Genomic DNA, 21,003 nt, shown 5'->3' with positions numbered 1-21,003 from the left:
TGCCTCCTCGATGGATTGGGAGTTCACTGAAGACGCGGCGTTCCTCGCCCTCTGCGATGCCTTTCGCGAAAGCGGCGAGTCCTCGGCCATTGAGTTCTTGGCCAATGGTGAGGGTGCGTTCCACTTTCAAGACCTTGCACAGAATGCGGCAGGCGAAGGGATTGATCTGAGTGAGTCGAGTGCTCTCGACGAGTTTCAGCAGGAAGTGATCGACACGATGGAAAAGCTCTGCCAGGACTGAGCGGCAGAGCTTCGTTCGCGGTTCGGGTCAACCGAAGAAGAAGGCGATCTCCTTGGCCTTCAGACCCTCCCATCCCGCTTGCAACAAGCGCTCGTTGAGGGTTTCTTGGTCGAAGTGCTTCGCTCCAGTTCGCACAACGCGATTGCGCATCGACTTCAAGACACCGCTGCGCTTGCGCTGCCCTTCGAGGGTCATCACCTCGCGATAGAGCACAAGCATTGATTCGGGCAGAGGTGACCCATCAAGATCAACCCCTGCATCGATGGCCTTGTCGATGGCGTCAGGCCCGCTGAGATCCATGGTCTGGTGATACGAGGCCGCTGCAGTCTGCAGGACGCCGCAGCGTCAAGCGCTGAAGTAGCGCGCAGCGCTGTGCAGAGCCACCAAAGCCGTGGTGCTCTGCTCGGGATGGAGTTGATCGCTTTCATCCATGCTCAAGCCGATGCGTTCCGCTCCAAGCCAGAGCAGTTGTTGCCGAGAATCAGCCACATTCGGGCAGGCGGGATAGCCGAAGGAATAACGGCTGCCGCGGTAGCGCTGCGCCAACACATCCCTCAATGGCATGCCATCAGGATCCGCGAAGCCACATTCGCGGCGGATCCGGGCATGGGTCCACTCGGCGAGAGCCTCAGCCATTTGCACGGCCAAACCGTGGAAGAACAGATAATCGCTGTAGGAATCGGCCTCAAAAAGCTTCTGAGCGAAGACAGAAGCCTTCACCCCCATCGTGACGGCCTGCATGGGCAACACATCCGTGGGTTGCCCACTGGAGAGATCGCGATAGAAATCTGCGATGCAATAGCGGTTGCCGCTGCGCTGACGCGGAAGCGCGAAGCGCCCAAGCTCTTGGTTTGAGTCGGGGTCAAAGACAGCGACGGCATTGCCGTCCCGGCCACAAGGGAAGTAGCCATAAGCAACAGCCGGTTGCAGCAGATCCTCGTTCAGTGAACGCTCCAGCCAGGTCTGCAGGATCGGCTCCGCCTTGGTTTTGAGATCAGCTTCGTAGTCCTCCCGGGTCTGGTCCTTGGCTTTGCGCATTTGCCACTGGCCTGCAAACAGGGCCTGACGATCCAAATAGGCAATGACCTCGTTCAGAGGGATTTGTTCAACGCCTTGCAGCACTTTGGAACCGAGAAAATCGGGGCGTAGAGCGGCTTCTTCCGGAACAGCGTCCGAGCGTTCCTCAGTGACTTGAAGGTTGGCGTGTTGTTCACTCTCCGGTGTCGATGCCCCAACGTCTGTCGTCTCCTCAGACGCTGATTCAAAGTCTCCGCCGACGCTGACTCCCTCGGGACTGCCGTTGATGAAGCCCTTGAGGTTGTCCCAACTTCCGTCCTTGCGCGCCTCCACGAACGCGTCCATGAAGCGGAGATCGGTGAACGCGTCTCGGCCGTAAATCACTTTCCCGTTGTAGACGTCGCTGCAATCTTTATTGACGAATCGAGGTGTCAGTGCAGCGCCACCGAGGACCACAGGAACGTCGATTCCGGCTTCATTGAAGGCCTGCAGATTATCCTTCATAAAAGCAGTTGACTTCACAAGAAGACCACTCATTGCAATGCAGTCAGCCTCATGCTCTTGTTGAGCTGCGATGATTGCCCCAACGTCTTGCTTGATCCCTAGGTTGATGACCTCATAGCCGTTGTTCGTAAGAATGATGTCTACAAGATTTTTGCCGATATCATGAACATCACCTTTCACTGTCGCGATGAGAAATTTCGCTTTGGCACTGCGTTTGCCATCGCTTTTCTCCATGTGAGGCTCGAGGAAAGCAACAGCGGCCTTCATCGTTTCAGCCGACTGAAGCACAAAAGGAAGCTGCATTTGACCTGAACCAAAGAGCTCCCCAACCACTTTCATCCCGTCGAGCAGGAACGTATTCACAATATCGAGAGGCGGATAGCTTTGAAGCCCTTCATTGAGTGCGTCCTCAAGGCCAATCCGTTCTCCATCGATGATGTGTTGCTTCAGCCTTTCTTCAACCGGAAGATCGGCGAGGGAGGGGCCCGACGCTCTGGCGTCTTTTGTGCTGACACCCTCGAACAATGTCGTGAGCTCGGTTAGGGGGTCGTAAACACAAGCATCACCTTCGAATCGGCGCGCATCATTGATCAAGTCACGGCAAACCTGCTGATGGTCGTCATCAATTTTGATGAGAGGGAGAATTTTTGCCGGTGAAACAATGGCTGCATCCATCCCCGCTTCGCAGCAGTCGTGAAGAAACACCGAGTTCAACGTGATCCGTGCTGCTGGTGACAACCCGAAACTCACATTGGAGACCCCTAAAACAACATGAACACCGGGGAGTTCACTGCGAATGCGCCGGATGGCCTCGATGGTCTCCGCACCATTGCGCCGGTCCTCCTCAATTCCAGTCGAGATGGGGAGTGCTAGTGGGTCGTAAAAAATCTCTCTTGCTGGAATACCAAATTCAACGGCATCGCGATAAGCACGCTTTGCGATTGCCAGCTTCTTTTCAGCGGTTCGAGCCATTCCATCTTCATCAATCGTGCCAATCACCACGCCGGCTCCATACCGCCGAGCCAACTCAAGAACCTTGAAGAAGCGTTCATCGCCATCTTCGTAATTCGTTGAGTTAAGAATGCACTTTCCACCAGCCACCTTCAAGCCGGCCTCCATCTTTTGCCACTCTGTTGAGTCGAGCATCAATGGAAGATTCACGTTGGTGACGACTCGCGTCACCAGCTCATGCATGTCTTTTTCTCCGTCCCGTCCCACGTAGTCCACGTTCACATCAAGAACGTGGGCGTTCTCTTTCACCTGGCCACGAGCGACTGCAACAAGACCATCCCAATCTTCCTCGTTGAGAAGCTCACGGACCTTCTTCGATCCACTTGCATTCAGGCGCTCACCGATGATCAGGAACGAGTTGTCTTGGAAGTATGGCGTTGACCCGTAAATCGAGGACGCCGACGGTTCATAACTCAGTTGCTGACGCTCCAGATGGAGGGTGCGCACATCACGCGTCGCGGGCGTGAGTTCTTCTGAAATCTCAGAGAGTGCCTGGATATGAGCCGGTGTTGTGCCACAGCAACCACCGATCACCTGAACCCCGAGGTCTTCGACAAAATGCATCAACTGCATTTTCAGCTCAAGAGGTGTGAGCCTGTAATGGGCAACACCACCGATATTTTCTGGTAGTCCTGCATTGGGAATGCAGCTGACCACGAATGGGGAGTACTCGGAAAGATATTTGATGTGTTCTTTCATCTGTTCCGGGCCAGTGGCGCAGTTCAGCCCCAGAACATCGATCGGGAAGGGTTCGAGAATCGATACCACAGCCGCGATATCGGAGCCCACCAGCATGGTGCCGGTGGTCTCCATGGTCACAGACACCATCAGGGGGCGGCGCTGGCCACTGGCCTCAAACGCTGCTTCCACCCCCTGCAGGGCCGCTTTGATCTGCAAAACGTCCTGACAGGTCTCGATGATGAACAGATCGACATCACCTGCCAGCAAACCTGCGGCCTGTTCTTGGAACGAATCGCGCAGCGTGTCGAAGTCGATGTGCCCCAACGTCGGCAGTTTTGTCGTCGGTCCCATCGACCCAGCGACAAACCGGGGCTTGGTGTCGTTGCTGTAGTGATCGGCCATCTCCCGGGCCAGCTCCGCGGCCCGTCGATTCAGCTCGAAGGCCTGATCTTCCAGGCCGTATTCGGCGAGCACCACGGAGGCGGCTCCAAACGTGTCGGTCTCGATGACGTCACAGCCTGCGTCCAGGAACAGGCGGTGAACGGCCTGAACCGCATCTGGACGGGTGACAACGAGATTTTCATTGCAACCCTCTAACGCTTCTCCGCCGAAATCCTCAGCGGTGAGATCCATCTGCTGCAGCGACGTACCAGTCGCGCCGTCAAACACCAGAACAGGCTTGCAAGGATCGTGGAGACGCGCCAGAAAACGGGAGGTTGCAGAACCGGATTTGCTCTGAACTGCCTGCATCTCACCAAAACCACTGGGCCCATCCTAAGAACTGCACCGAGCCACCTCGGTCAGCCGGCATCGCCGTCGGCCAAGTCAAGGGTCAGCGATCCAGCTCGACGCGGGTCACCCAGTGACGAAACTGCTCATCCCGACCTTCGGTGATGGCGATCAGTCGCTGTCGCAGGGCGTCCATCACTGGACGTTGATTGGAGAGAACCGTGGATTCAAGCAGGCGAATCGGCGTGATCTTGGCAGCCGTTCCAGTCAGGAACACCTCATCAGCGATGAACAGTTCCGTCTTGTCGACCGGTCGTTCGATCACGTTCAGGCCCATCGATTTCGCCAGTTCAATCACGCTGGCGCGGGTGATCCCCTCGAGGATGTCTTGATCCACTCCAGGGGTAATGAGATCACCATCGCGGACGATGAACAGATTCATGCCGCTGGCTTCACTCACCTTGCCACGGGTGTTCATGAGCAGTGCCTCGTCGAAACCACTGCTCACGGCTTCCGTCTTGGCCAGCGAACTGGTGATGTAGGCGCCGCTGATCTTGCCCCTCAGGGGCAGGGAGCGATCTTCCTGCCGGGTCCAGCTGCTGATCCTGCAACTCACACCCTCAGGGGAGAGGTAGTCGCCGAGTTCCAATCCGTAGATCAGGAAATCGGTCTCGATGTTGTGAAGCCTGGGTGCGATCCCAAGATCACTTGTGTACACAAAAGGGCGGAGATAAATCGGTGTTGTCGGTCGATTCGCTCGCAACATCGTGACGAGCGCGTCCATCACCGTGGCCTCACTCAGCTCCGCAAGCAGCAGGCGAGCGCTTTGAGACAGGCGTCGTGCATGCCGTTCGGCTCGAAACAGAAGCATGCCTCCGGGTTTCGAAGGATCTGGGATCGCGCGCATCCCGCCAAAGGCACCCGTCCCGTAATGCAAGGCATGGGTCGCCACCGAAACCTTGGCGTCCTCAAACGGAACGCAGCGTCCCTGGAACCAGGCATAGGGAAGGAACTGATGCATCGATGACGATCCGATGATCAGATCTTCTCACTTGTACCCACCGCCGCGCCTGTCACTGGAGACAATGGGCTGATGCATCGTTTAACCAGTCTCCCCGGAGGCGATACCGACGATCCAGTTGCTTTTGTGGAGCAACCGAGCGCTGAAGTGCTGTTTCTCAGCAGCGCCAGTACGGATTTATCCGCTCTGGCACGGGTTTTGGAGACGTCTGCTTCGAAGAACTGGGATGGCCGAATCCGCGCACTCCCCCTCGATGCGCTCAGTCATCCCGCACAGATTGATCACTATCTCTCCAATTGCACCTCACGCACGCGCTTGATCGTGGTGCGTCTGCTCGGAGGACGCGGGCATTGGTCGTACGGGTTGGAACAGTGCTCGCTCTGGGAATCCGCCGAACCTGGCCGCACTCTCCTCGTCCTTGCCGGAACCTCTGATCAGGATCGCGAGCTGCACAGCCTTGGCTCACTGCCTGAGGGCATCGGTGATGCCATGGCCCTGCTGCTGCGTGAGGGTGGAACCGACAATCTTCAAACCTGGTTGTCAGGCCTGAGCTGGATACTCGCCAGCGATCAGGAACGATCGGAGTCTCTGACAGAGCCTCTGCTCCAGGCGATTCCCTCTCCAGATCCAGATCCTTACGACTGGCAGGAGGAGTCGGGTTCACGGGTCGGCGTGATCCTTTACAGAGCGCACCGCCAGTCCGGTGATTGGCTTTGGTGTGATGCCCTGCTGAGCGTTCTTCGCCAGCACGGACTCGCTCCGAGGGCTCTCTGGGTCAGCAGTCTCCGTGACGCGGCTGTGCAGGAGGCCGTTCAACGGCTGTTCCGCCAACAAGAGGTCGCCCTGGTGATCACGACCACCTCCTTCGCATCGGTTCAATTTTCAGAAGCCGGTCTGGGAGCTCCGCTTTGGGATGGTCTCGACTGTCCGGTCCTCCAGCTCCTGAGCTCATCGCGTCCACGCAGCGCCTGGACATCGTCGTTTCAGGGCCTGGATCCCATCGACCTCTCGCTGCAGGTTGTCCTCCCCGAACTGGATGGACGAATCACCACAAGAATCGGCGCGTTCCGCGAGGTTCTGAAAGCGGACGAACAGCTCTGCACGGCGGTAAAGCGTCTCGAACCCGACAGTGCTGGAATCGACTGGATCGCTAACCATGCCCTCGCCTGGACTGATCTTCAGACGACCGCAGCCAGTGAACGGCGACTGACGCTGCTGTTGGCGAACTATCCCGTTCGCAATGGACGTCTCGCGAACGGTGTCGGGCTCGATACCCCAGCGAGTTGTCTGAACATTCTTCGTTGGCTGCAAGACGACGGTTACGACCTTGGAACGCAGCCCTTGCCCCAGGATTCCGACGCCCTGATGGCGATGATTCTTGCTGGGAGGACCAACGACCCTGAGAGTGAGCTCAGGCCGCCCCTGACCCATCTCCCGCTCGAGACCTACCTGACGTGGTGGTCAACGCTTTCGCCTTCGGCCAGGGAGTTGATTGAAAACCGTTGGGGTCAGCCCCAAAAGGCTGAAGACCTGGAGGCTGAAGGATTTGCGATCCATGGAATCCGTTTCGGAAAGGTCAGCGTGCTGGTGCAACCAAGTCGTGGTTACAACCCTGAGCAGCTCAGCGATCTCCACTCACCAGATCTTCCGCCTCCCCATCGCTACCTGGCCCAGTACCTCTGGTTGCGCCATGAAGAGCGCTGTCAACTGATGATCCATGTGGGCAAGCATGGAAGTGCCGAATGGTTGCCAGGTAAATCCGTCGGACTCAGCGCGTGCTGTGGCCCGGCCCTGGCGCTCGGCGCAATCCCGCACCTCTATCCCTTCATCGTCAACGACCCGGGGGAAGGATCCCAGGCCAAACGTCGCGGACATGCCGTGATCCTTGATCACCTGACTCCTCCGCTTGGCAGGGCTGGGTTGCACGGCAACCTGCTGTCTCTTGAATCGCTGCTCGATGAATACATCGAGGCCCGTGAGCTGGGCGCATCCCGTTGCCGCGCGCTGGAACAACAACTCAGGGCACTGCTTATTGATTTGGACTGGCCGGGTCGACCTGACACCCTCGAGAGCGGCACTGAGTCGGCGCACTGGAGCGCCACCCTGGAGCAGGTCGAGACCTACCTCTGCGAACTGAAGGAAGCCCAGATCCGCACAGGCCTGCATCGACTCGGGGAATTGCCTTCATCGGCTTCTCTGCTCGAACTCTTGATCGCAATCGCTAGAGCTCCTGTTGCGGACCGACCGGGTCTCACCCAATGGATCGCTCTCCAGTGTGGTCTCTGCGTCGATCCATGGGGCGATGAAGATGGGCTGCTTCTCGCCAACCAAGACCAAAACGTTTTGAGCGCACTGGGTGTTCCAGGCTGCCGTCGGGTCAGTGATGCAGCGGAGTGGATGGAAGGCCAGGCGCAACAGCTGTTGCAACGCCTTCTCGGCCTTGAAGCCGAAGGGATCGAGGACGCCTCGAGCCCACTGGCAGATCCGTTGATTCACAGTCTTGAGGAATCACCGCTCCCCGCCGTGCTGGCGTTCATCAAGGCGGATCTCTGGCCTCGACTGCAGCAATGTGAAACACGGGAACGGAACGCTTTGCTCGCAGGGATTTCCGGGCGACGCATTGCGAGCGGTCCATCGGGAGCACCCACGCGGGGACGGGATGACGTGCTGCCCACAGGACGCAATTTCTACTCCGTGGATCTACGCGGATTGCCGACGGAAGCGGCCTGGGATCTTGGGCGGCGCAGTGCTGAACAGCTGGTGGAGCTCTTTGAACTGGAGCACGGTGAACCGTTGCGCCATTTGGCGTTATCGGTCTGGGGGACGGCCACGATGCGCAACGGAGGGGAAGACATCGCCCAAATGTTGGCCTTGCTGGGCGTCCGACCGGTCTGGGACGGGCCAACCCGTCGCATGGTGGACCTCGAGCTGATCCCCCTGAGCTTGCTGGGACGACCACGGGTTGATGTGACGCTGCGCATGTCTGGGTTGTTTCGGGATGCGTTTCCCCAGCTCCTGGGTTGGGTCCATCGCGCCCTCACCCTGGTTGCCGCACGCGACGAACCAGACGCCGACAATCCCCTGGCGGCTCGCACCCGAAGCGAGGGGCCACAGTCGAGGCTGTTTGGTTCCGCACCCGGAGCTTATGGAGCCGGTCTTCAAGCTCTCATCGATTCCGGTCAGTGGGAGCAGCGATCTGACCTGGGCGAGGCCTATCTCGCCTGGAGCTCATGGCGTTACGACGGCGAAGCCGTCGCCCATGCGGACCGACAGGGTTTGGAACAGGCCCTTCGCTCCGTGCAGGTGGTGCTTCACAACCAGGACAACCGCGAACACGACCTCCTGGACTCTGATGATTACTACCAGTTTCAGGGGGGCATGGCCGCCGCCGTTCAAGAGGCGGGAGGTCAGGCACCCACACTGCTGTTTGCAGACCATTCGCGCCGCGAACGCCTACGGATTCATGGTCTTGAGCGGGAGATCGACAAGGTTGTGCGCAGTCGCCTGCTCAACCCTCGATGGATCGAGGGGATGCAACAGCATGGGTACAAAGGGGCCTTCGAAATGGGTGCCAGCCTTGACTATCTCTTCGCTTACGACGCCACAACGGGAACAGTCCCCAACTGGTGCTATGCCCGAATTGCCGAGCGCTGGCTTCTGGACGACAGCATCCGGACGTTCTTGCAGACAGCGAATCCCTGGGTTCTGAGAGACATGGCGGAACGCTTGTTGGAGGCCGCTCATCGCCAACTGTGGAGTGACGCCGATGCGTCACTCCTCCACAGGATCAGAGCCCTGCTGCTCGAAGCGGAGCGAACAGTGGAGTGCGGTGGTGACCTGAATCGCTGAGCGACAGCTCAGTTCTTCATGTCACGGACCATGGCCCGGAACGGATCGATTGAACCGGGTTTGTCGCTGGGAGCACTGCCTCCGCGCGACGGCACAACAGTCTCCTCCTCGGGCTTGAGCTCTTCCTTGCGAGCGACGGGAGCAGCGTCCGGTGCTGTTGGCGTGTTCACACCGGATGCTTTCAGGGCGTTGCCTTTCAGTTTCTGATCCAGTTCCGACTGGGTCATGGTTTCGGCGAACGTTTTCTTCACCGGTTTGGGGATTCCGTCTTTGATCAGACTTTCCATGGGCTTTTCAGCCTTGGGATCTCCAAGCCCTTCGCTGCGCTTGTCCACCTTGAGATCAAGCGCATCCACTTCGGTGATGAGTTCCTTGCCGCCAGGGTTATCAAGGGTGCCGGGGAAGGTTCTGCGGATGGTTTTGGCTTCGCGCATGTAATCCCTGTTCCCGAGCGACGAGGAACTGTCGCTATCGAGGTAGTAGGCCTCGGGCTTGGGTTTTGCCTGCTTGGGCCCGGAACCTTCACGGGAGCGGTCGGAATCGGAGGAACCGGAATTGAGCAGACGGTCGAAGAAACCCATACCCGCAATGAGGGACGTTGGTTGAACTTAGCGGCCCTTTAGGTCAACTCCGTGGCTGTCGGTTCCACACGTACGCAAAAGGCCAAGGTTCTTCAACTGCGCATCGATCTGTTCACAGACCATCGGGGTCCATTGCCAGTGCGGTTGCATGTCGTAGTCGTACCAAGCTTCGCCACCGTCGATCCCCAGCTCGGTCGCGGCATCGATCAATTCACGAAATCCAAGCCTGTAGCGGGCCGGATGCGCCAGAACGGCGAGTCCACCAGCGTCGTGAATGGCCTTCACCACGCTGTCGGCACGGAGTGCTTCTCCCACCACTGCATCGCCACGGTTGTAAGCGGCCAAAGCTGGATGTCCCGCTTCAAAGCCCAGGGCCAACATGTGCACCAAGCAGCCGCGCAGGATGCAACTGATTTCCATGCCGGTCCAAAGCGTCGGCACTGGATGGCCTTGCTCCTGCTCGGCCCGAAGCCAGGCCTGCATGGGTCGGTAGGCAGCGCTGGAATGATGGTCGGTCACCGCGAGGTGACGCAGCCCATTGCTGCTGGCCTGTTGGATCAGATCCTTCGGTTCAAGGCTTCCATCACTGCAGATGGTGTGGCAGTGGAAGTTGAGCTCGCCAGGGCAGCTCTGAGGACCGACTGTCTCCAGGACCGCCCGCAGGGGATGGTGTTCAGCTGGCATGACCAGACTCCAAAGCATCGGATTCAGCTTTCAGCCGACGCCATCGGGCATAGAACTGAATGGATGCAGCCATGAAGACCACAAGACCCACGATGAACCAGGTTGCCGCACTGGTCGGAAACTGCGACTTGAACACCACCAGCATCACCACGATCACCAGGAGCAGCGTTGGCAACTCATTGAGGGCGCGTAACTGCTTTCCGCTCCAAGCACAGCGACCCGCTTGCAGCTGTCCCATCAGCCTGTAGCAAAACCAGTGATAAGCAAGCAATGCTGCGACGAAGGCGAGCTTGGCGTGCATCCATCCCTGCTGCAGCCATGAGGGTTGGGCAACCAGCAATCCGATGGCCATCGTCACGGCCACAACCATTCCAGGGGTGGTGATGATGTTCGCCAGACGCTTTTCCATCAGGCCGTACTGGTTCTTGAAAGCCAAGCTCACCTCGGGTTCCAGCTCCTCGGCCTCCACGTGATAGATGAAGAGACGAACCAGATAAAAGAGGCCTGCAAACCAGACCACCACACCCACGATGTGCAGGGTCTTGAACCAGAGATAGGCCTCAGGAGGAAGCGTCATCGCCAGGGAGCCAGTGGGAGAGACGATAAACAGGGTTCAGGCAAGCCCGTCAAGAAACCCGGAAGCGCAGCGTTGATGACCCAGGAGAGTGCCTGGATCCATGCGATCGAGATTTCTGGCCATCATTGCCAGTCGGTACTGCTTTCGGAAAAAGTCTTCGTGCCGTTTGATGAAGCTCCAGAACAGGCCATCCCAGACATCACACCAAGGACCTTTCTTGTAGTCGGACATCTTGCGGACGTAATTCGACCCTGACAGGTAGGGCTTGGTCGTGAAGAGTCCACCATCAGCAAACTGACTCATTCCGAAAACGTTGGGAACCATCACCCAGTCGTAAGCATCGACAAACAGCTCCATGAACCACTGGTACACCCGTTGGGGATGAAATCCACAGAGAAGCATGATGTTGCCGAGCAGCATCAGCCGTTCGATGTGATGGCAGTAGCCGTGAGCTAAGGCGTGGTGAATGGCGTCATCAACCGGGGGCAGACCCGTTGCGCCGGTGTAGAAGGAATCTGGGATCGGTCGGTCTTCAAACTCCCAGAAATTGCTCTTGCGCATGGCCACACCATGCCGTCTGTACATCACGGCCATGAATTCCCGCCAGCCCACAATCTGACGAATGAATCCCTCCAGGGAATTGAGAGGAATGTCACCGTCCGCAGCACGTTCGAGGGTGCGATCAATAACCTGCTGTGGCGTTAAGAGACCCACATTGAGCATTGGTGTGAGAACGCTGTGCCACATCACGCGATGCTGGGTGCTGATTGCATCCTCATAGGCACCAAAGTCACGGAAACGCTGGTCGAGAAAGATCTGGAGCCATCGGTCCGCGTCGTCATGGCGAATGGGATAACTGAAGAAGTCCCAGTTGCCAATGAAGGGAAGCGTCTCCGTCTCAAGCTCTCTGCGGGCTTGATCAATTTCAGCGTCGCCGTGATGACAGGGCTCGCTTGGAACGCTGATCCCTTTCGGAAGCTTTTTGCGATTATCAGCATCGAAGCTCCATTGGCCTCCAAGCGGACCTCCGTTGTCATCGAGGAGCAAACCCATCCGCCGGCGCTGGTGCTCATAGAACTTGGCCATGAAGGGTTTGCGCCCGCCGGCGAAATGCTCCTCGACCATCGACGCAGGGGTGAGAAGCATGGGTGAGTCGAGGATTCGCAGGTCTCCACCGCTGCGAGCGACAAACTGACGCAAGCGCTTTTCGAGCAGGTCGTCGACTGGATCAGCCAGGTAAAAACTGACGAACCCTGAAGCCCGCAGAGCTTGGAGATGCTCCTCGGTGTTGCTTGCTTGGTGATGGCGTCGATAAAAAACTGTGTATCCCTGCGCACGCAACGTCTCGGCGTAGGCCGTCATCGAGGCTCTGTGCAGGAGGAGTCGCTGCCTGTGAACCTGGATCGGCCACTGGGGATCGGTGCCAAAGAGAAGTGGGTCCTCGATCAGAGCGACGGCTCGCCCCATGTGGAGGGCCGGATGGTCCGCAAACAGCTGATGAGGAAAGACCAGGGTGATGTCCATCGTCAGCGACCCTCTCCAGCGAGGCGGCAGGCCCGGCGACCCAGGGCAGTGGCATAGGCCCGATCCACGGGACCGGCGCTCGGGCTCAGTTGCCCCGCCAGGCAGTTCATCACCACCTTTTCCCGATGTCCTTGTTGATCGTTCAGCTTCAGCACGAGTTGCCAGTGGTTTTTCGCACTGCGGGTGATGTCGTCAGCGCAAACAGGACCAGTACAGAGCCCCGGTGAAGCGTGCGCCATGGTCGGCAGCCAGAGAGCTGACACCATGCCGATCAGACAAAGAATCAGCGGAAGAATGCGGATCATCGGCTGACCGGCTCCGACTCAAGAACGGCACCATCCTGCTGGGTGTCCTCCTCAGGGTGGAAAAAACGGCGAATATCGCGTGCCAGGGCAAGGCCCACGCCGGGGGCCTTGGCGAGGGTCTCCACCGAGGCCAGCTGAATGGCATCGATCGAATGGAAATGGGCGAGCAGATCCTTCACCCGCTTCGGACCCACCCCCGGAATGTCGGAAAGGCGCGACCGTTTCATGCGTTCTCCACGCTGCTGGCGATGGAAGCTGACGGCAAAGCGGTGGGCTTCATCACGAAGTCGGCGCAGCAGGGCCACTCCCAGCTGGTCTTGATCCGTGTCGAGCGGATGGCTTTCCCCCGGAAGAAAAATTTCCTCCCGTTGTTTGGCCAGAGAGCAGATGTTGAGATCCTCGTGGAGATCGAGCTCTCTTAAGGCCTCCATCACCGCCGATAACTGACCTTTCCCTCCATCGATCATCACCACATCGGGCCAGTCGTTGAGGCCATCGGTTTGCAGCGCACTCCCTCCTTTCTGGCGCAGGGCTCCCACATCCACACCGTCTCTTTTCGCCCGAGCCCAACGCCGGAAACGCCTGCGCATGATCTCGGCCATGGCCATGAAGTCATCGCTGTGACCAGCGCGAATACTGCTGCTGCGGATCTTGTATTTGCGGTAATGCTGCTTGGCCGGAAGTCCGTCGATGAACACAACCTGGGAAGCAACGGCATCGCTGCCCTGGATATGACTGATGTCATACCCCTCGATCCGTCGTGGCGGGACGGGAAGCTCAAGGAGTTGGGCCAGATCCTCAGTGGCCAGAGCCTGCTGTTCCTGACCTTGTTTGGCGCGCTGCAATTCGTAGTCGGCATTGCGCTGAACCAGTTCGATGAGATCAGCCTTCTGACGCTGCTTTGGACAGTGGATTTGAACCTTGCGTTCGCGTTGTTCTGAGAGCCATTCCTCAATCAGTGTCTGCTGAGGCAGGGAATGTTGCACCAGGAGTTCCGGAGGAATTTCAACGGAATCCACCTGGCTGTAGTGCTCTTCGATCACCTTTTGCAGTGTGAGTCCTGATGGTTGATTGGATGCGTCAGCGAGATACCCCAAGCGGCCCACAAGCTTTCCAGCACGCATCTGGAACAGCTGCACCGCAGCCAAACGATCATCTCCGGCCATGGCGATCACATCACGACTGACCGAGGAATCAGGCAGGCTCATCTTCTGATCGGCCGTGAGTTGATCGAGCCCCTGGAGTTGATCTCTGATCTTGGCGGCAGCCTCAAAATCCAGCCGTTCTGCGTAGCGATCCATCTGCGCATGCAACAACGTCTGCAGTTCATCACTACGCCCCTGAAACACCATCGCCACCTTGCGCAGGGTGCGGTGGTAATCATCAGAGGTGATTTTTTCCTGACAAACACCGGGACAACGTCCGATGCTGTAATTCAGGCAGGTTCTGTCGGGATGCAAAGGGCGGGGACGCTGGCGCAGCGGAAAGACCCTCTTCACTAGGAAGAGGGTTCTCCTGAGCAGTCCCACATCCACGTAAGGGCCGTAGAAACGATCGAGGGGGCTGCGGAAGCGGCGCCGACGGGTAATAAAAATGCGTGGATAAGCTTCGCTCCAGGTGATGCAGAGATAGGGATATTTCTTGTCATCTTTAAGCAGCACATTGAAGTGTGGCTGCTGGTTCTTGATCAGATTCGACTCCAGCGCGAGTGCTTCGGCCTCGCTGTCAGTGACGATGAACTCAATGTCACAAATCTGACGCACCATCAAACGGATGCGCGGGCTGAGGTCGTGTCTGCTGCGGAAATAGCTGCGCACACGACTGCGCAGGCTTTTTGATTTACCGACGTAGAGAAGCCGATCGTCTCCGTCCCGCATCAGATAACAACCGGGCTCGGTGGGGATCTCCTTCAGGCGCTGTTCAAGCCGGTCCGGTTGCTCAATCAGGGTGGGCATGGATCCAATCTAAAGAGACCGGTGTGCATAGGATCCGCCCGACCGCACCATCGACCGGATGAAAGCGCTGTACCCAGGCAGCTTCGACCCTCTCACCCTCGGGCATCTCGACCTGATTGAGAGGGGGGCTTCCCTTGTGGATGAACTGGTGGTCGCTGTTCTGCAGAACCCTGGGAAGTCGCCGGCATTCTCCCTCGAACAACGCTTGCGACAGATCACTGCTTCGACGGAACACCTCGGCAATGTGTCTGTGATCAGTTTCGACGGGCTGACAGTGGCCTGTGCCAAAGAACAAGGCACGCGTCTGATTCTGCGAGGACTTCGGGCCATGAGCGATTTCGAATATGAACTGCAGATCGCTCACACCAATCGATCGCTCGCCCCGGAATTCGAAACCGTTTTCCTTACGACATCAGCCCACTACAGCTTTCTGAGCAGCTCAGTGGTGAAAGAGGTGGCCCGATTTGGTGGTGCAATTGATCACATGGTGCCCCGGGTGGTGGCGGAAGACCTTGCAAGGTTCTTTAATTCGGCTTTCGCCCCCCCGTCGCGATGAGCGAGATCCGGTTCTCCGTACTCGACCAGCTCGATCAGCTTGAGGAGATCATGCTCGAGGGAAGCCGAATTCCCTTCAGCGGTGGCAGGCTTGTGAATGAGCAGGATGCCGTTGAGCTGCTGGACGCGGTTCGCGAGGCCATGCCTTCCCAGGTGGCGCAAGCTGATCAGTTGCTGGAGAAGCGTCACGAGTTCATCGCCACGGCTCGTTCCCAAGCAGACGAAATCGTCGCGACTGCGCAGCAGCAACGCGAACAGCTGGTGTCGCAGGCCTCGATTCGTCAGGAAGCTGAGCGGCAGGTGAATGAGATGCGGGAACAAGTTCGCCAGCAGTGTGAGCAGCTTCTGCAAACGGCGCGCCATCAATCCGCGCAGATGGAACAGGAGATGCAAACCAAGCAAGCCCAGCTGGAGCAGCAGTACGCCACCCGTCGACAGCAGCTGGAACAGGAGGCCCTGCAACGCCGTCAACAGCTTGATCAGGAAGCCAATGAGTTGAAGCGTCAGCTCAGCGAACAACATGAGCGCAATCGCCTCCAATCCATGCAGGAGCTGGATCAGATTCGTCAGGAGGGGCTGAGACTTCAGAAAGAGGCTCAGAGCGAAGCCGAACGTTTGCATCAGGATGCACTGCAATTCCGGCAGCAGACCCAGCAACAGTGTGAGTCCTTGATTCAGCGCAGTCGCCAGGAGGCGTCAAGTGTGCAAGACGGTGCCAACCGTTATGCCGAGCAGACCCTCGGTGAATTGGAGCAGCGCCTGAAGGAGATGGCTCAGGTGGTGCTGGCCGGTCGGCAGGAACTGGTGAAAATTCAGACCGGCCGTGTTGACGCTCCTGTCACCGAATCAAGCGAGTCGAAGGCTGTCCCGATCAGCCGAGCACGCCGCGTGGCCTCACGGGTGCGTCAAATGAAGGGCACGGGCTGAATTTCAGCACGGAACGCAGGATCTGACCGATCACCGTGTTCGGTCGGACTGAACCATTGGAAATCATGCTCACGTAACGCGGTCCGTCGCTGGTTTGCAGGATCCCTGAGATGCTGCGAACCCCTCGGATGGTTCCCGTCTTGCCGCGGAAACGTCCATCGATCGGCGTGCCCCTGTAGAGATTTTTGAGGGTGCCCCGTCGACCGGCGATGGCCATGGAGGCTTGGTAGTAGGGGGCGTAAGGATGCTGATCCATGCGCATCAGCAAGGCGGCAATGGTCTGGCTGGTCACCCTGTTGTTCCTTGATAGACCACTTCCGTCAGCAACCCGCAGCCCTTGAATGGGGAGACCCTGTTCCCACATCCAACGCTCTGTCGCTCTTGAGGCAGCCTTCACATCCCAGAGATCGGCGGCCTGACGCATCAACACCTCCGCTGTGAAGTTGTGGCTTTCGGTGTTGGCAAGACTGAGCAGGGAGTGCATGGGAGCTGACGTCTCTTCATGCAGGACCACCGTGTCGTCGCGGTCTCCCATCTCTGAGATTTCAGCCATGGTCAGAGGTTTCGCCTGCTGAATGCTCACGGCTCCACCCCTGCGTTGCACCTCTTTTTGAAAGAGCCGCTGCAATCGGTTGTAAGGATCGCTGACAGCTCCACCAACAGCGTTGCTGGTAAGGGCCAAGCGCGTGATGGGAGCCCCGTAGGCGTAACCACGATCAGCCGGGTGCCAGTCACTCGGCCACCAGTTCCGCCGCGGCTCTTCGCGCACCATCAGATTGACCGGTGCGGACGTTGCACCCAGGGATCCACCCTGGCGCAGAGCAGCGAGTGCAAAGCGCTGGAGTCCAGCGATGCCAAGGTCTGGATCCCCCTCTCCATTGAGTTCCATCGAGCCATCCGAACGCTGAATCAAGCGCGTCTTCAAGCGGAAATCCGGACCCAGACGATCCAGCGCGTACGCCGTGCTGATCAGTTTCTGATTAGAAGCGGGAATCCGTGCGATGGAACCATTGATGTCGGTGAGGACATCGCCATCACTGTTCAGCACCGTGACGGACCAAACCCGCGTCTCGGCGCCGAGATTGGCCTGAACAGCTGATTGCAGCGATGGGCAGGAGCGAGCCTTTTGAAGCTCAGGGAGTGGTTGCTGGGTCTCAGGAGCTGGCGGGGAGATCAAGGGAATGACCTCTTCGGCCATGGCTCCGGCCTGCAGCGTTCCGGCAAGGAGAGCGAATGGAAGGATGAGCGTCTTCATTGCACGTCGATCCCGCTAACAATTCCGTTGAGTCGATACAAAGGCCCATCCAGTTCAACAGGCGTTCCCACCTTGAGCTTGGTGCCTGCCATCACCACCCCTGAGGCGGTCACGCTGGCATCGCTTCGCAGAACAAAGCGGGCGTTGAGAATTCCTTGCACTTGGCGGTTGGGATCAACGGCAGAGACGACCCGGCCGTCGGGTTGCACCGCGACGAGTTTCCTGCTGATGTCATCCACACGGATGAGTTCCGCACTGCCAGCAGGCTGATTGCGGATCACAAGGTTGGTGCGACCGCGATCAAGGGCCTGCTTGATCAGACGATCTGGGTCTGCCGCGCTGGAATTGCGCACATCCACACTCACCAGAACAGGCTTCACGGAGCCTGTTGCCTTGGCAACCGCGTTGCTGAGTTTTGGGCTCCAGAGCACTCCAGCGACGGCGGCAACGGCCACAACGACGGCAGCGGCATCAATGACCGACAGGGAGCGAAAACGTTCCTTGATGCCCATGTGACTCAGAAGGAAACCGCACACTAAAAGTGTTACGGCCTGTGATCAACCTCTGAGATCGTCAATTAACCGATCCACAGCACCCAATGTCTGGCGCAAACCATCTGCTGATGGGCTCAGAGCCGCATCGATCTGCTCAGGATCAGGGCGTTGCTCGAACCGCTGGATCCAGCGGTATCCATCGGGATCACAGCGGAACAGCTCCCATTCCTTCTGGCGTTCCAGCATCAAAGCTCCCTGGGCAAGCGGCTCCAGAAGGAATGCCGTCGACCAGGTGGACAGAAAACCGCGTCGCCTTGAACGGGCCACACTGCCGATGCCGACTCCCGCATCCTCAAGCCGGCCGTTCACGAGCACCACTGGCTCTTTCCAGAGGTTGCAGATCGCTTCAACAGTCTCGTAATCACTGGGCTGAGCACCAACGAGCAGGAGCAGTTGGCCTCGATCAGCCCAGGCCGGGTCCCGCTGCAGCTGCATGAAATCAACGCAACTGTCAGCGAGATCAGGCGCATCACGTTTGGCGAGTGCTGCTGCACCTGCATCGGGAAAAGCCACCAGCAGAGGGCGGCTGCTGTCCAGCAGCGTTCTCGCCAAGCGCAATGCAGGACCCATGACCCGCAGGCCTTCAAAACGCCAGGTCACCATCCAGCGTCCACGGCGGCTCCCGCCAAAGACGGCGTCCAACGCCGACACGGTGCGCTGCTCAGCCTCGAGAAGATCAGCGGGGAGAACAGCACTCACGGTGCATCCATGCAACTGCGCCGGAGCGTACTGCGATCGAGCCTTCAAGCCTCACTGCAGGCCAGCAATGCGCGTTCGAAACGCTCAACGATGCTCTCGATCTGATGCTCGCTGTTCCAGAACCCGAGGCTGAGCCGCAAGCCCGAGCGTCTCATCTCCCTTGGGAGACCCATCGCTGTCAGCACGCTGCTGTCGGTGTCCCGCCCCGACGAGCAGGCACTGCCACTGCTCACGGCCAATCCTTCCCGATCGAGAACACGCACCATGCGCCGACCAGACAACGGTTGGCCTGAATGGTCGCGAAGCAGCAAAGCCAAGTGATGCGGAAGACGCTGGTCAGGCTGGCCGATCGTTGCGACACCGAATCGTTGACCGAGCTGCAGCTCCAGTGCATCCCTGAGCCGCCGGATGCCATTGCCACTGTTGGATAGGGCATCCACGCCACAGGGTTGGATCTGCGAGAGCGCCTCAGCCATGCCAGCGAGCAAAACGGCGGATTCGGTTCCACTGCGCAAGTTGCTCTCCTGCCCACCACCGGTCAACAGCGCAGTGAGTTGCTGTTTCCAGGCTCCGCGTACCAACAGCAGGCCTACGCCCCTGGGTCCACCACATTTGTGAGCTGACGCGGTGAGTAAATCCACCGGCAAGGTGCTCCAGTCTGGAAGGGCCTGGCTGATCACCTGGGTGGCATCGGTGTGAAAAGGAATGCCGTGCTGGCGGCAGAGTGCGCCGATCGTCTGGATCGGTTGAAGCGTGCCCACCTCGCTCTGTCCCCAGATCACAGACACCAGGCGCGTGGGGGGCTGCAGCAGCTCGGCGAAACGATCCAGCTGGATGGTGCCCTGGGCATCCACAGGGGCCATGCACACCTGCCACCCCAATGGGGTCAGGGCCTGCGCCGCCGCCGTAACAGCAGGATGCTCAACAGCGGAGATCACGATCCGACCAGGCGGGAGGGACGACGCCAAGCCTCGGAGTCCGAGATGAATGGATTCAGTGGCTCCTGAAGTAATCAGAACCTCGTTGGCTTCAGCGCCGAGCAGTGAAGCGATTTCAACCCTTGTGCGTTCCAGGGCTTCCGCTGCGGCGATCCCAAAACAGTGGAGGCTGGAGGGATTGCCCCAGGCTTGATTCTGAACCGCAACCATCCTCTGCTGCACTCCCGGTCGCAGGGGTGTGGTGGCACAGGCATCGAGGTAAATCGGCCTCGCGTCAGCCTTGTCCATCACGCTGGAGGCGGGACAGCGTGCGCTGCTCGAGGGACTCTCCGGCGAGATTGATCATGGAATCCAGGGACGTGGATGCCAGAAACGCTTGAACCTTGGCCTGGGCCTCCTCGCGCAGACAACGATCAGGTTGCCTGCAGCCCTCTTTGCAGTCTTTGGCGCAGTCAAACCCTGGAGGCGTTGAAGACTCCAAGGGCTTGGGTTCGGCTGCCAACCCATCAGGACGCCCCTCAGGCATCAGGTCTGGATTCATGACGCCGTCGAAGACAGCCACAGCTGGACCGGTCATGAAGACCGACCCCTGCTGATCAGCCCAACGGATGCTGAGGGGACCGCCGGGAAGGACCACGGTTGCCTCGCTGTCGCTGAATCCCATCAGAACGGCCGCCACCAAAGTGGCGCAGGCCCCGGTCCCACAAGCCAGGGTTGGACCTGCTCCCCGTTCCCAGACGCGAATCTCCAGATGCTGACGGCTATGCACCTTGAGAAAGTGAACGTTGGTTTTCGCAGGGAAGAGCGGGTCGCATTCGAGCTGAGCACCCAGTGCTTCAAACGGAATCGCCTCCAGATCGTCCACGGGAACCACCACATGGGGGTTCCCCATACCCACTGCTGCCAATGAAAGTTTGAGTCCTTCTCGGGACACTTCACCGCGGGGCAAGCCCTTGGCGTCCGGGCTCAAGAGCGTCGGAACCATCTCAGGCTTCAAGAACGGCGCTCCCATATCGACGCGGATTTGTCCGTCCTGTTGAAGTTCGGGAATGATCATCCCGGCTGGCGTTTCAATGCTCCAACTGCGTCCGGGGCTATCGCCATCACTGTCGGCGAGGAAACGGGCGAGGCAGCGGATTCCGTTTCCGCACATCTCAGCTTCCGAACCATCGGCGTTAAAAATGCGCATGCGCAGTTCGCCCTGGCCCTGAGGAGGCAGCGCCAGAATCAAGCCATCGCCGCCAAGGCCGAAACGGCGATCGCAAATTTTTCGGACCCAGTCAGAATCGGGAGAGACGATGCTCTCCGAAAGCCGGCCATCACGACCCTCCACCAAGATGAAGTCGTTGCCGAGACCTTGATATTTACTGAATTGCAGCATGGCGATTCGTTTCCC

The 21,003-nt window shown here is 58.6% G+C and carries 18 protein-coding genes; 4 read left to right on the top strand and 14 right to left on the bottom strand.

The window, feature by feature from the left end; all coding sequences use genetic code 11:
• Nucleotides 1-10: 10 nt before the first annotated feature.
• Nucleotides 11-241, top strand: coding sequence for a hypothetical protein (locus SynBMKMC1_RS07195; protein ID WP_011933185.1), 231 nt, complete (start codon nt 11-13; stop codon nt 239-241).
• Between the two features lie 27 nt (nt 242-268).
• On the opposite strand, the gene SynBMKMC1_RS07190 is transcribed toward SynBMKMC1_RS07195, so the two are convergent.
• The 3 genes from SynBMKMC1_RS07190 to SynBMKMC1_RS07180 all read right to left on the bottom strand — a co-directional run bounded on the left by SynBMKMC1_RS07190 (nt 269) and on the right by SynBMKMC1_RS07180 (nt 5,204).
• Nucleotides 269-541: a DUF4090 family protein gene (locus SynBMKMC1_RS07190; RefSeq protein WP_186473238.1), complete on the bottom strand. Its 273-nt coding sequence runs from the start codon at nt 539-541 to the stop codon at nt 269-271.
• Between the two features lie 45 nt (nt 542-586).
• Entirely contained in the window at nt 587-4,204 is a 3,618-nt protein-coding gene (metH, locus tag SynBMKMC1_RS07185; RefSeq protein WP_186473237.1) for a methionine synthase, read from the bottom strand.
• An 82-nt stretch (nt 4,205-4,286) separates the two neighbouring features.
• A complete protein-coding gene (locus SynBMKMC1_RS07180) occupies nt 4,287-5,204 on the bottom strand; it encodes a branched-chain amino acid transaminase (protein ID WP_186473236.1) in 918 nt (305 codons plus the stop codon).
• Nucleotides 5,205-5,276: 72 nt separating this feature from the next.
• Here SynBMKMC1_RS07180 and cobN point away from each other — a divergent pair, with 72 nt between their 5' ends.
• Complete coding sequence (gene cobN, locus SynBMKMC1_RS07175; protein WP_186473235.1) at nt 5,277-9,053, top strand: cobaltochelatase subunit CobN; 3,777 nt, start codon at nt 5,277-5,279, stop codon at nt 9,051-9,053.
• Between the two features lie 8 nt (nt 9,054-9,061).
• Here the strand turns inward: cobN and SynBMKMC1_RS07170 are convergent, their stop codons facing one another.
• From SynBMKMC1_RS07170 to uvrC, 6 genes are read right to left on the bottom strand one after another with little or no spacing between them, the layout of a single operon-like run.
• Nucleotides 9,062-9,634: a hypothetical protein gene (locus SynBMKMC1_RS07170; protein ID WP_186473234.1), complete on the bottom strand. Its 573-nt coding sequence runs from the start codon at nt 9,632-9,634 to the stop codon at nt 9,062-9,064.
• 27 nt (nt 9,635-9,661) lie between these two features.
• Nucleotides 9,662-10,318 carry a PHP domain-containing protein gene (locus SynBMKMC1_RS07165; protein ID WP_186473233.1) on the bottom strand — a complete coding sequence of 219 codons (657 nt, stop codon included), beginning with the start codon at nt 10,316-10,318 and terminating at the stop codon, nt 9,662-9,664.
• Nucleotides 10,308-10,895 carry a protoporphyrinogen oxidase HemJ gene (gene hemJ, locus SynBMKMC1_RS07160; protein ID WP_186473232.1) on the bottom strand — a complete coding sequence of 196 codons (588 nt, stop codon included), beginning with the start codon at nt 10,893-10,895 and terminating at the stop codon, nt 10,308-10,310. The genes SynBMKMC1_RS07165 and hemJ overlap by 11 nt, the downstream gene beginning before the upstream one ends.
• Nucleotides 10,896-10,931: 36 nt before the next feature.
• Nucleotides 10,932-12,419: a cryptochrome/photolyase family protein gene (locus SynBMKMC1_RS07155; RefSeq protein ID WP_186473231.1), complete on the bottom strand. Its 1,488-nt coding sequence runs from the start codon at nt 12,417-12,419 to the stop codon at nt 10,932-10,934.
• A 2-nt stretch (nt 12,420-12,421) separates the two neighbouring features.
• Nucleotides 12,422-12,685: a hypothetical protein gene (locus SynBMKMC1_RS07150; RefSeq protein ID WP_370593952.1), complete on the bottom strand. Its 264-nt coding sequence runs from the start codon at nt 12,683-12,685 to the stop codon at nt 12,422-12,424.
• A gap of 35 nt (nt 12,686-12,720) precedes the next feature.
• On the bottom strand, nt 12,721-14,679 hold the full coding sequence (uvrC, locus tag SynBMKMC1_RS07145; RefSeq protein ID WP_186473230.1) for an excinuclease ABC subunit UvrC: 1,959 nt from the start codon (nt 14,677-14,679) through the stop codon (nt 12,721-12,723).
• Between the two features lie 58 nt (nt 14,680-14,737).
• Here uvrC and coaD point away from each other — a divergent pair, with 58 nt between their 5' ends.
• A complete protein-coding gene (gene coaD / locus SynBMKMC1_RS07140; protein ID WP_186473229.1) occupies nt 14,738-15,235 on the top strand; it encodes a pantetheine-phosphate adenylyltransferase in 498 nt (165 codons plus the stop codon).
• Nucleotides 15,232-16,161 (top strand): hypothetical protein, encoded by a 930-nt coding sequence (locus SynBMKMC1_RS07135; protein WP_186473228.1) that lies wholly within the window; start codon nt 15,232-15,234, stop codon nt 16,159-16,161. Before coaD ends, SynBMKMC1_RS07135 begins: the two co-directional genes overlap by 4 nt.
• Here the strand turns inward: SynBMKMC1_RS07135 and SynBMKMC1_RS07130 are convergent.
• The 5 genes from SynBMKMC1_RS07130 to dapF are packed head-to-tail and all read right to left on the bottom strand — an operon-like array spanning nt 16,106 to nt 20,988.
• Nucleotides 16,106-17,416: a D-alanyl-D-alanine carboxypeptidase/D-alanyl-D-alanine-endopeptidase gene (locus tag SynBMKMC1_RS07130; protein WP_186473227.1), complete on the bottom strand. Its 1,311-nt coding sequence runs from the start codon at nt 17,414-17,416 to the stop codon at nt 16,106-16,108. The genes SynBMKMC1_RS07135 and SynBMKMC1_RS07130 overlap by 56 nt on opposite strands.
• On the bottom strand, nt 17,413-17,928 hold the full coding sequence (locus tag SynBMKMC1_RS07125; protein WP_186473226.1) for a DUF4330 domain-containing protein: 516 nt from the start codon (nt 17,926-17,928) through the stop codon (nt 17,413-17,415). The genes SynBMKMC1_RS07130 and SynBMKMC1_RS07125 overlap by 4 nt, the downstream gene beginning before the upstream one ends.
• Nucleotides 17,929-17,973: 45 nt before the next feature.
• Nucleotides 17,974-18,669 carry a DUF1995 family protein gene (locus SynBMKMC1_RS07120; RefSeq protein ID WP_186473225.1) on the bottom strand — a complete coding sequence of 232 codons (696 nt, stop codon included), beginning with the start codon at nt 18,667-18,669 and terminating at the stop codon, nt 17,974-17,976.
• A 44-nt stretch (nt 18,670-18,713) separates the two neighbouring features.
• On the bottom strand, nt 18,714-19,895 hold the full coding sequence (locus SynBMKMC1_RS07115; RefSeq protein WP_186473224.1) for a cysteine desulfurase family protein: 1,182 nt from the start codon (nt 19,893-19,895) through the stop codon (nt 18,714-18,716).
• On the bottom strand, nt 19,882-20,988 hold the full coding sequence (gene dapF / locus SynBMKMC1_RS07110) for a diaminopimelate epimerase (RefSeq protein WP_186473223.1): 1,107 nt from the start codon (nt 20,986-20,988) through the stop codon (nt 19,882-19,884). Before dapF ends, SynBMKMC1_RS07115 begins: the two co-directional genes overlap by 14 nt.
• Between the last annotated feature and the right edge of the window lie 15 nt (nt 20,989-21,003).

It is taken from the genome of Synechococcus sp. BMK-MC-1 (assembly GCF_014279955.1).
GTDB lineage: Bacteria > Cyanobacteriota > Cyanobacteriia > PCC-6307 > Cyanobiaceae > Synechococcus_C.
The sequence above is the reverse complement of the archived record's forward strand: the minus strand, read 5'-3'. Positions and strand labels throughout refer to the sequence as shown.

Bases quoted from the DNA above. Each gene is read 5' to 3' on its own strand.
- SynBMKMC1_RS07195 (WP_011933185.1), top strand. From the start codon at position 11: ATGGATTGGGAGTTCACTGAAGACGCGGCGTTCCTCGCCCTCTGCGAT.
- SynBMKMC1_RS07190 (WP_186473238.1), bottom strand. From the start codon at position 541: ATGGATCTCAGCGGGCCTGACGCCATCGACAAGGCCATCGATGCAGGG.
- metH (WP_186473237.1), bottom strand. From the start codon at position 4,204: ATGCAGGCAGTTCAGAGCAAATCCGGTTCTGCAACCTCCCGTTTTCTG.
- SynBMKMC1_RS07180 (WP_186473236.1), bottom strand. From the start codon at position 5,204: ATGCATCAGTTCCTTCCCTATGCCTGGTTCCAGGGACGCTGCGTTCCG.
- cobN (WP_186473235.1), top strand. From the start codon at position 5,277: ATGCATCGTTTAACCAGTCTCCCCGGAGGCGATACCGACGATCCAGTT.
- SynBMKMC1_RS07170 (WP_186473234.1), bottom strand. From the start codon at position 9,634: ATGGGTTTCTTCGACCGTCTGCTCAATTCCGGTTCCTCCGATTCCGAC.
- SynBMKMC1_RS07165 (WP_186473233.1), bottom strand. From the start codon at position 10,318: ATGCCAGCTGAACACCATCCCCTGCGGGCGGTCCTGGAGACAGTCGGT.
- hemJ (WP_186473232.1), bottom strand. From the start codon at position 10,895: ATGACGCTTCCTCCTGAGGCCTATCTCTGGTTCAAGACCCTGCACATC.
- SynBMKMC1_RS07155 (WP_186473231.1), bottom strand. From the start codon at position 12,419: ATGGACATCACCCTGGTCTTTCCTCATCAGCTGTTTGCGGACCATCCG.
- SynBMKMC1_RS07150 (WP_370593952.1), bottom strand. From the start codon at position 12,685: ATGGTGTCAGCTCTCTGGCTGCCGACCATGGCGCACGCTTCACCGGGG.
- uvrC (WP_186473230.1), bottom strand. From the start codon at position 14,679: ATGCCCACCCTGATTGAGCAACCGGACCGGCTTGAACAGCGCCTGAAG.
- coaD (WP_186473229.1), top strand. From the start codon at position 14,738: ATGAAAGCGCTGTACCCAGGCAGCTTCGACCCTCTCACCCTCGGGCAT.
- SynBMKMC1_RS07135 (WP_186473228.1), top strand. From the start codon at position 15,232: ATGAGCGAGATCCGGTTCTCCGTACTCGACCAGCTCGATCAGCTTGAG.
- SynBMKMC1_RS07130 (WP_186473227.1), bottom strand. From the start codon at position 17,416: ATGAAGACGCTCATCCTTCCATTCGCTCTCCTTGCCGGAACGCTGCAG.
- SynBMKMC1_RS07125 (WP_186473226.1), bottom strand. From the start codon at position 17,928: ATGGGCATCAAGGAACGTTTTCGCTCCCTGTCGGTCATTGATGCCGCT.
- SynBMKMC1_RS07115 (WP_186473224.1), bottom strand. From the start codon at position 19,895: ATGGACAAGGCTGACGCGAGGCCGATTTACCTCGATGCCTGTGCCACC.
- dapF (WP_186473223.1), bottom strand. From the start codon at position 20,988: ATGCTGCAATTCAGTAAATATCAAGGTCTCGGCAACGACTTCATCTTG.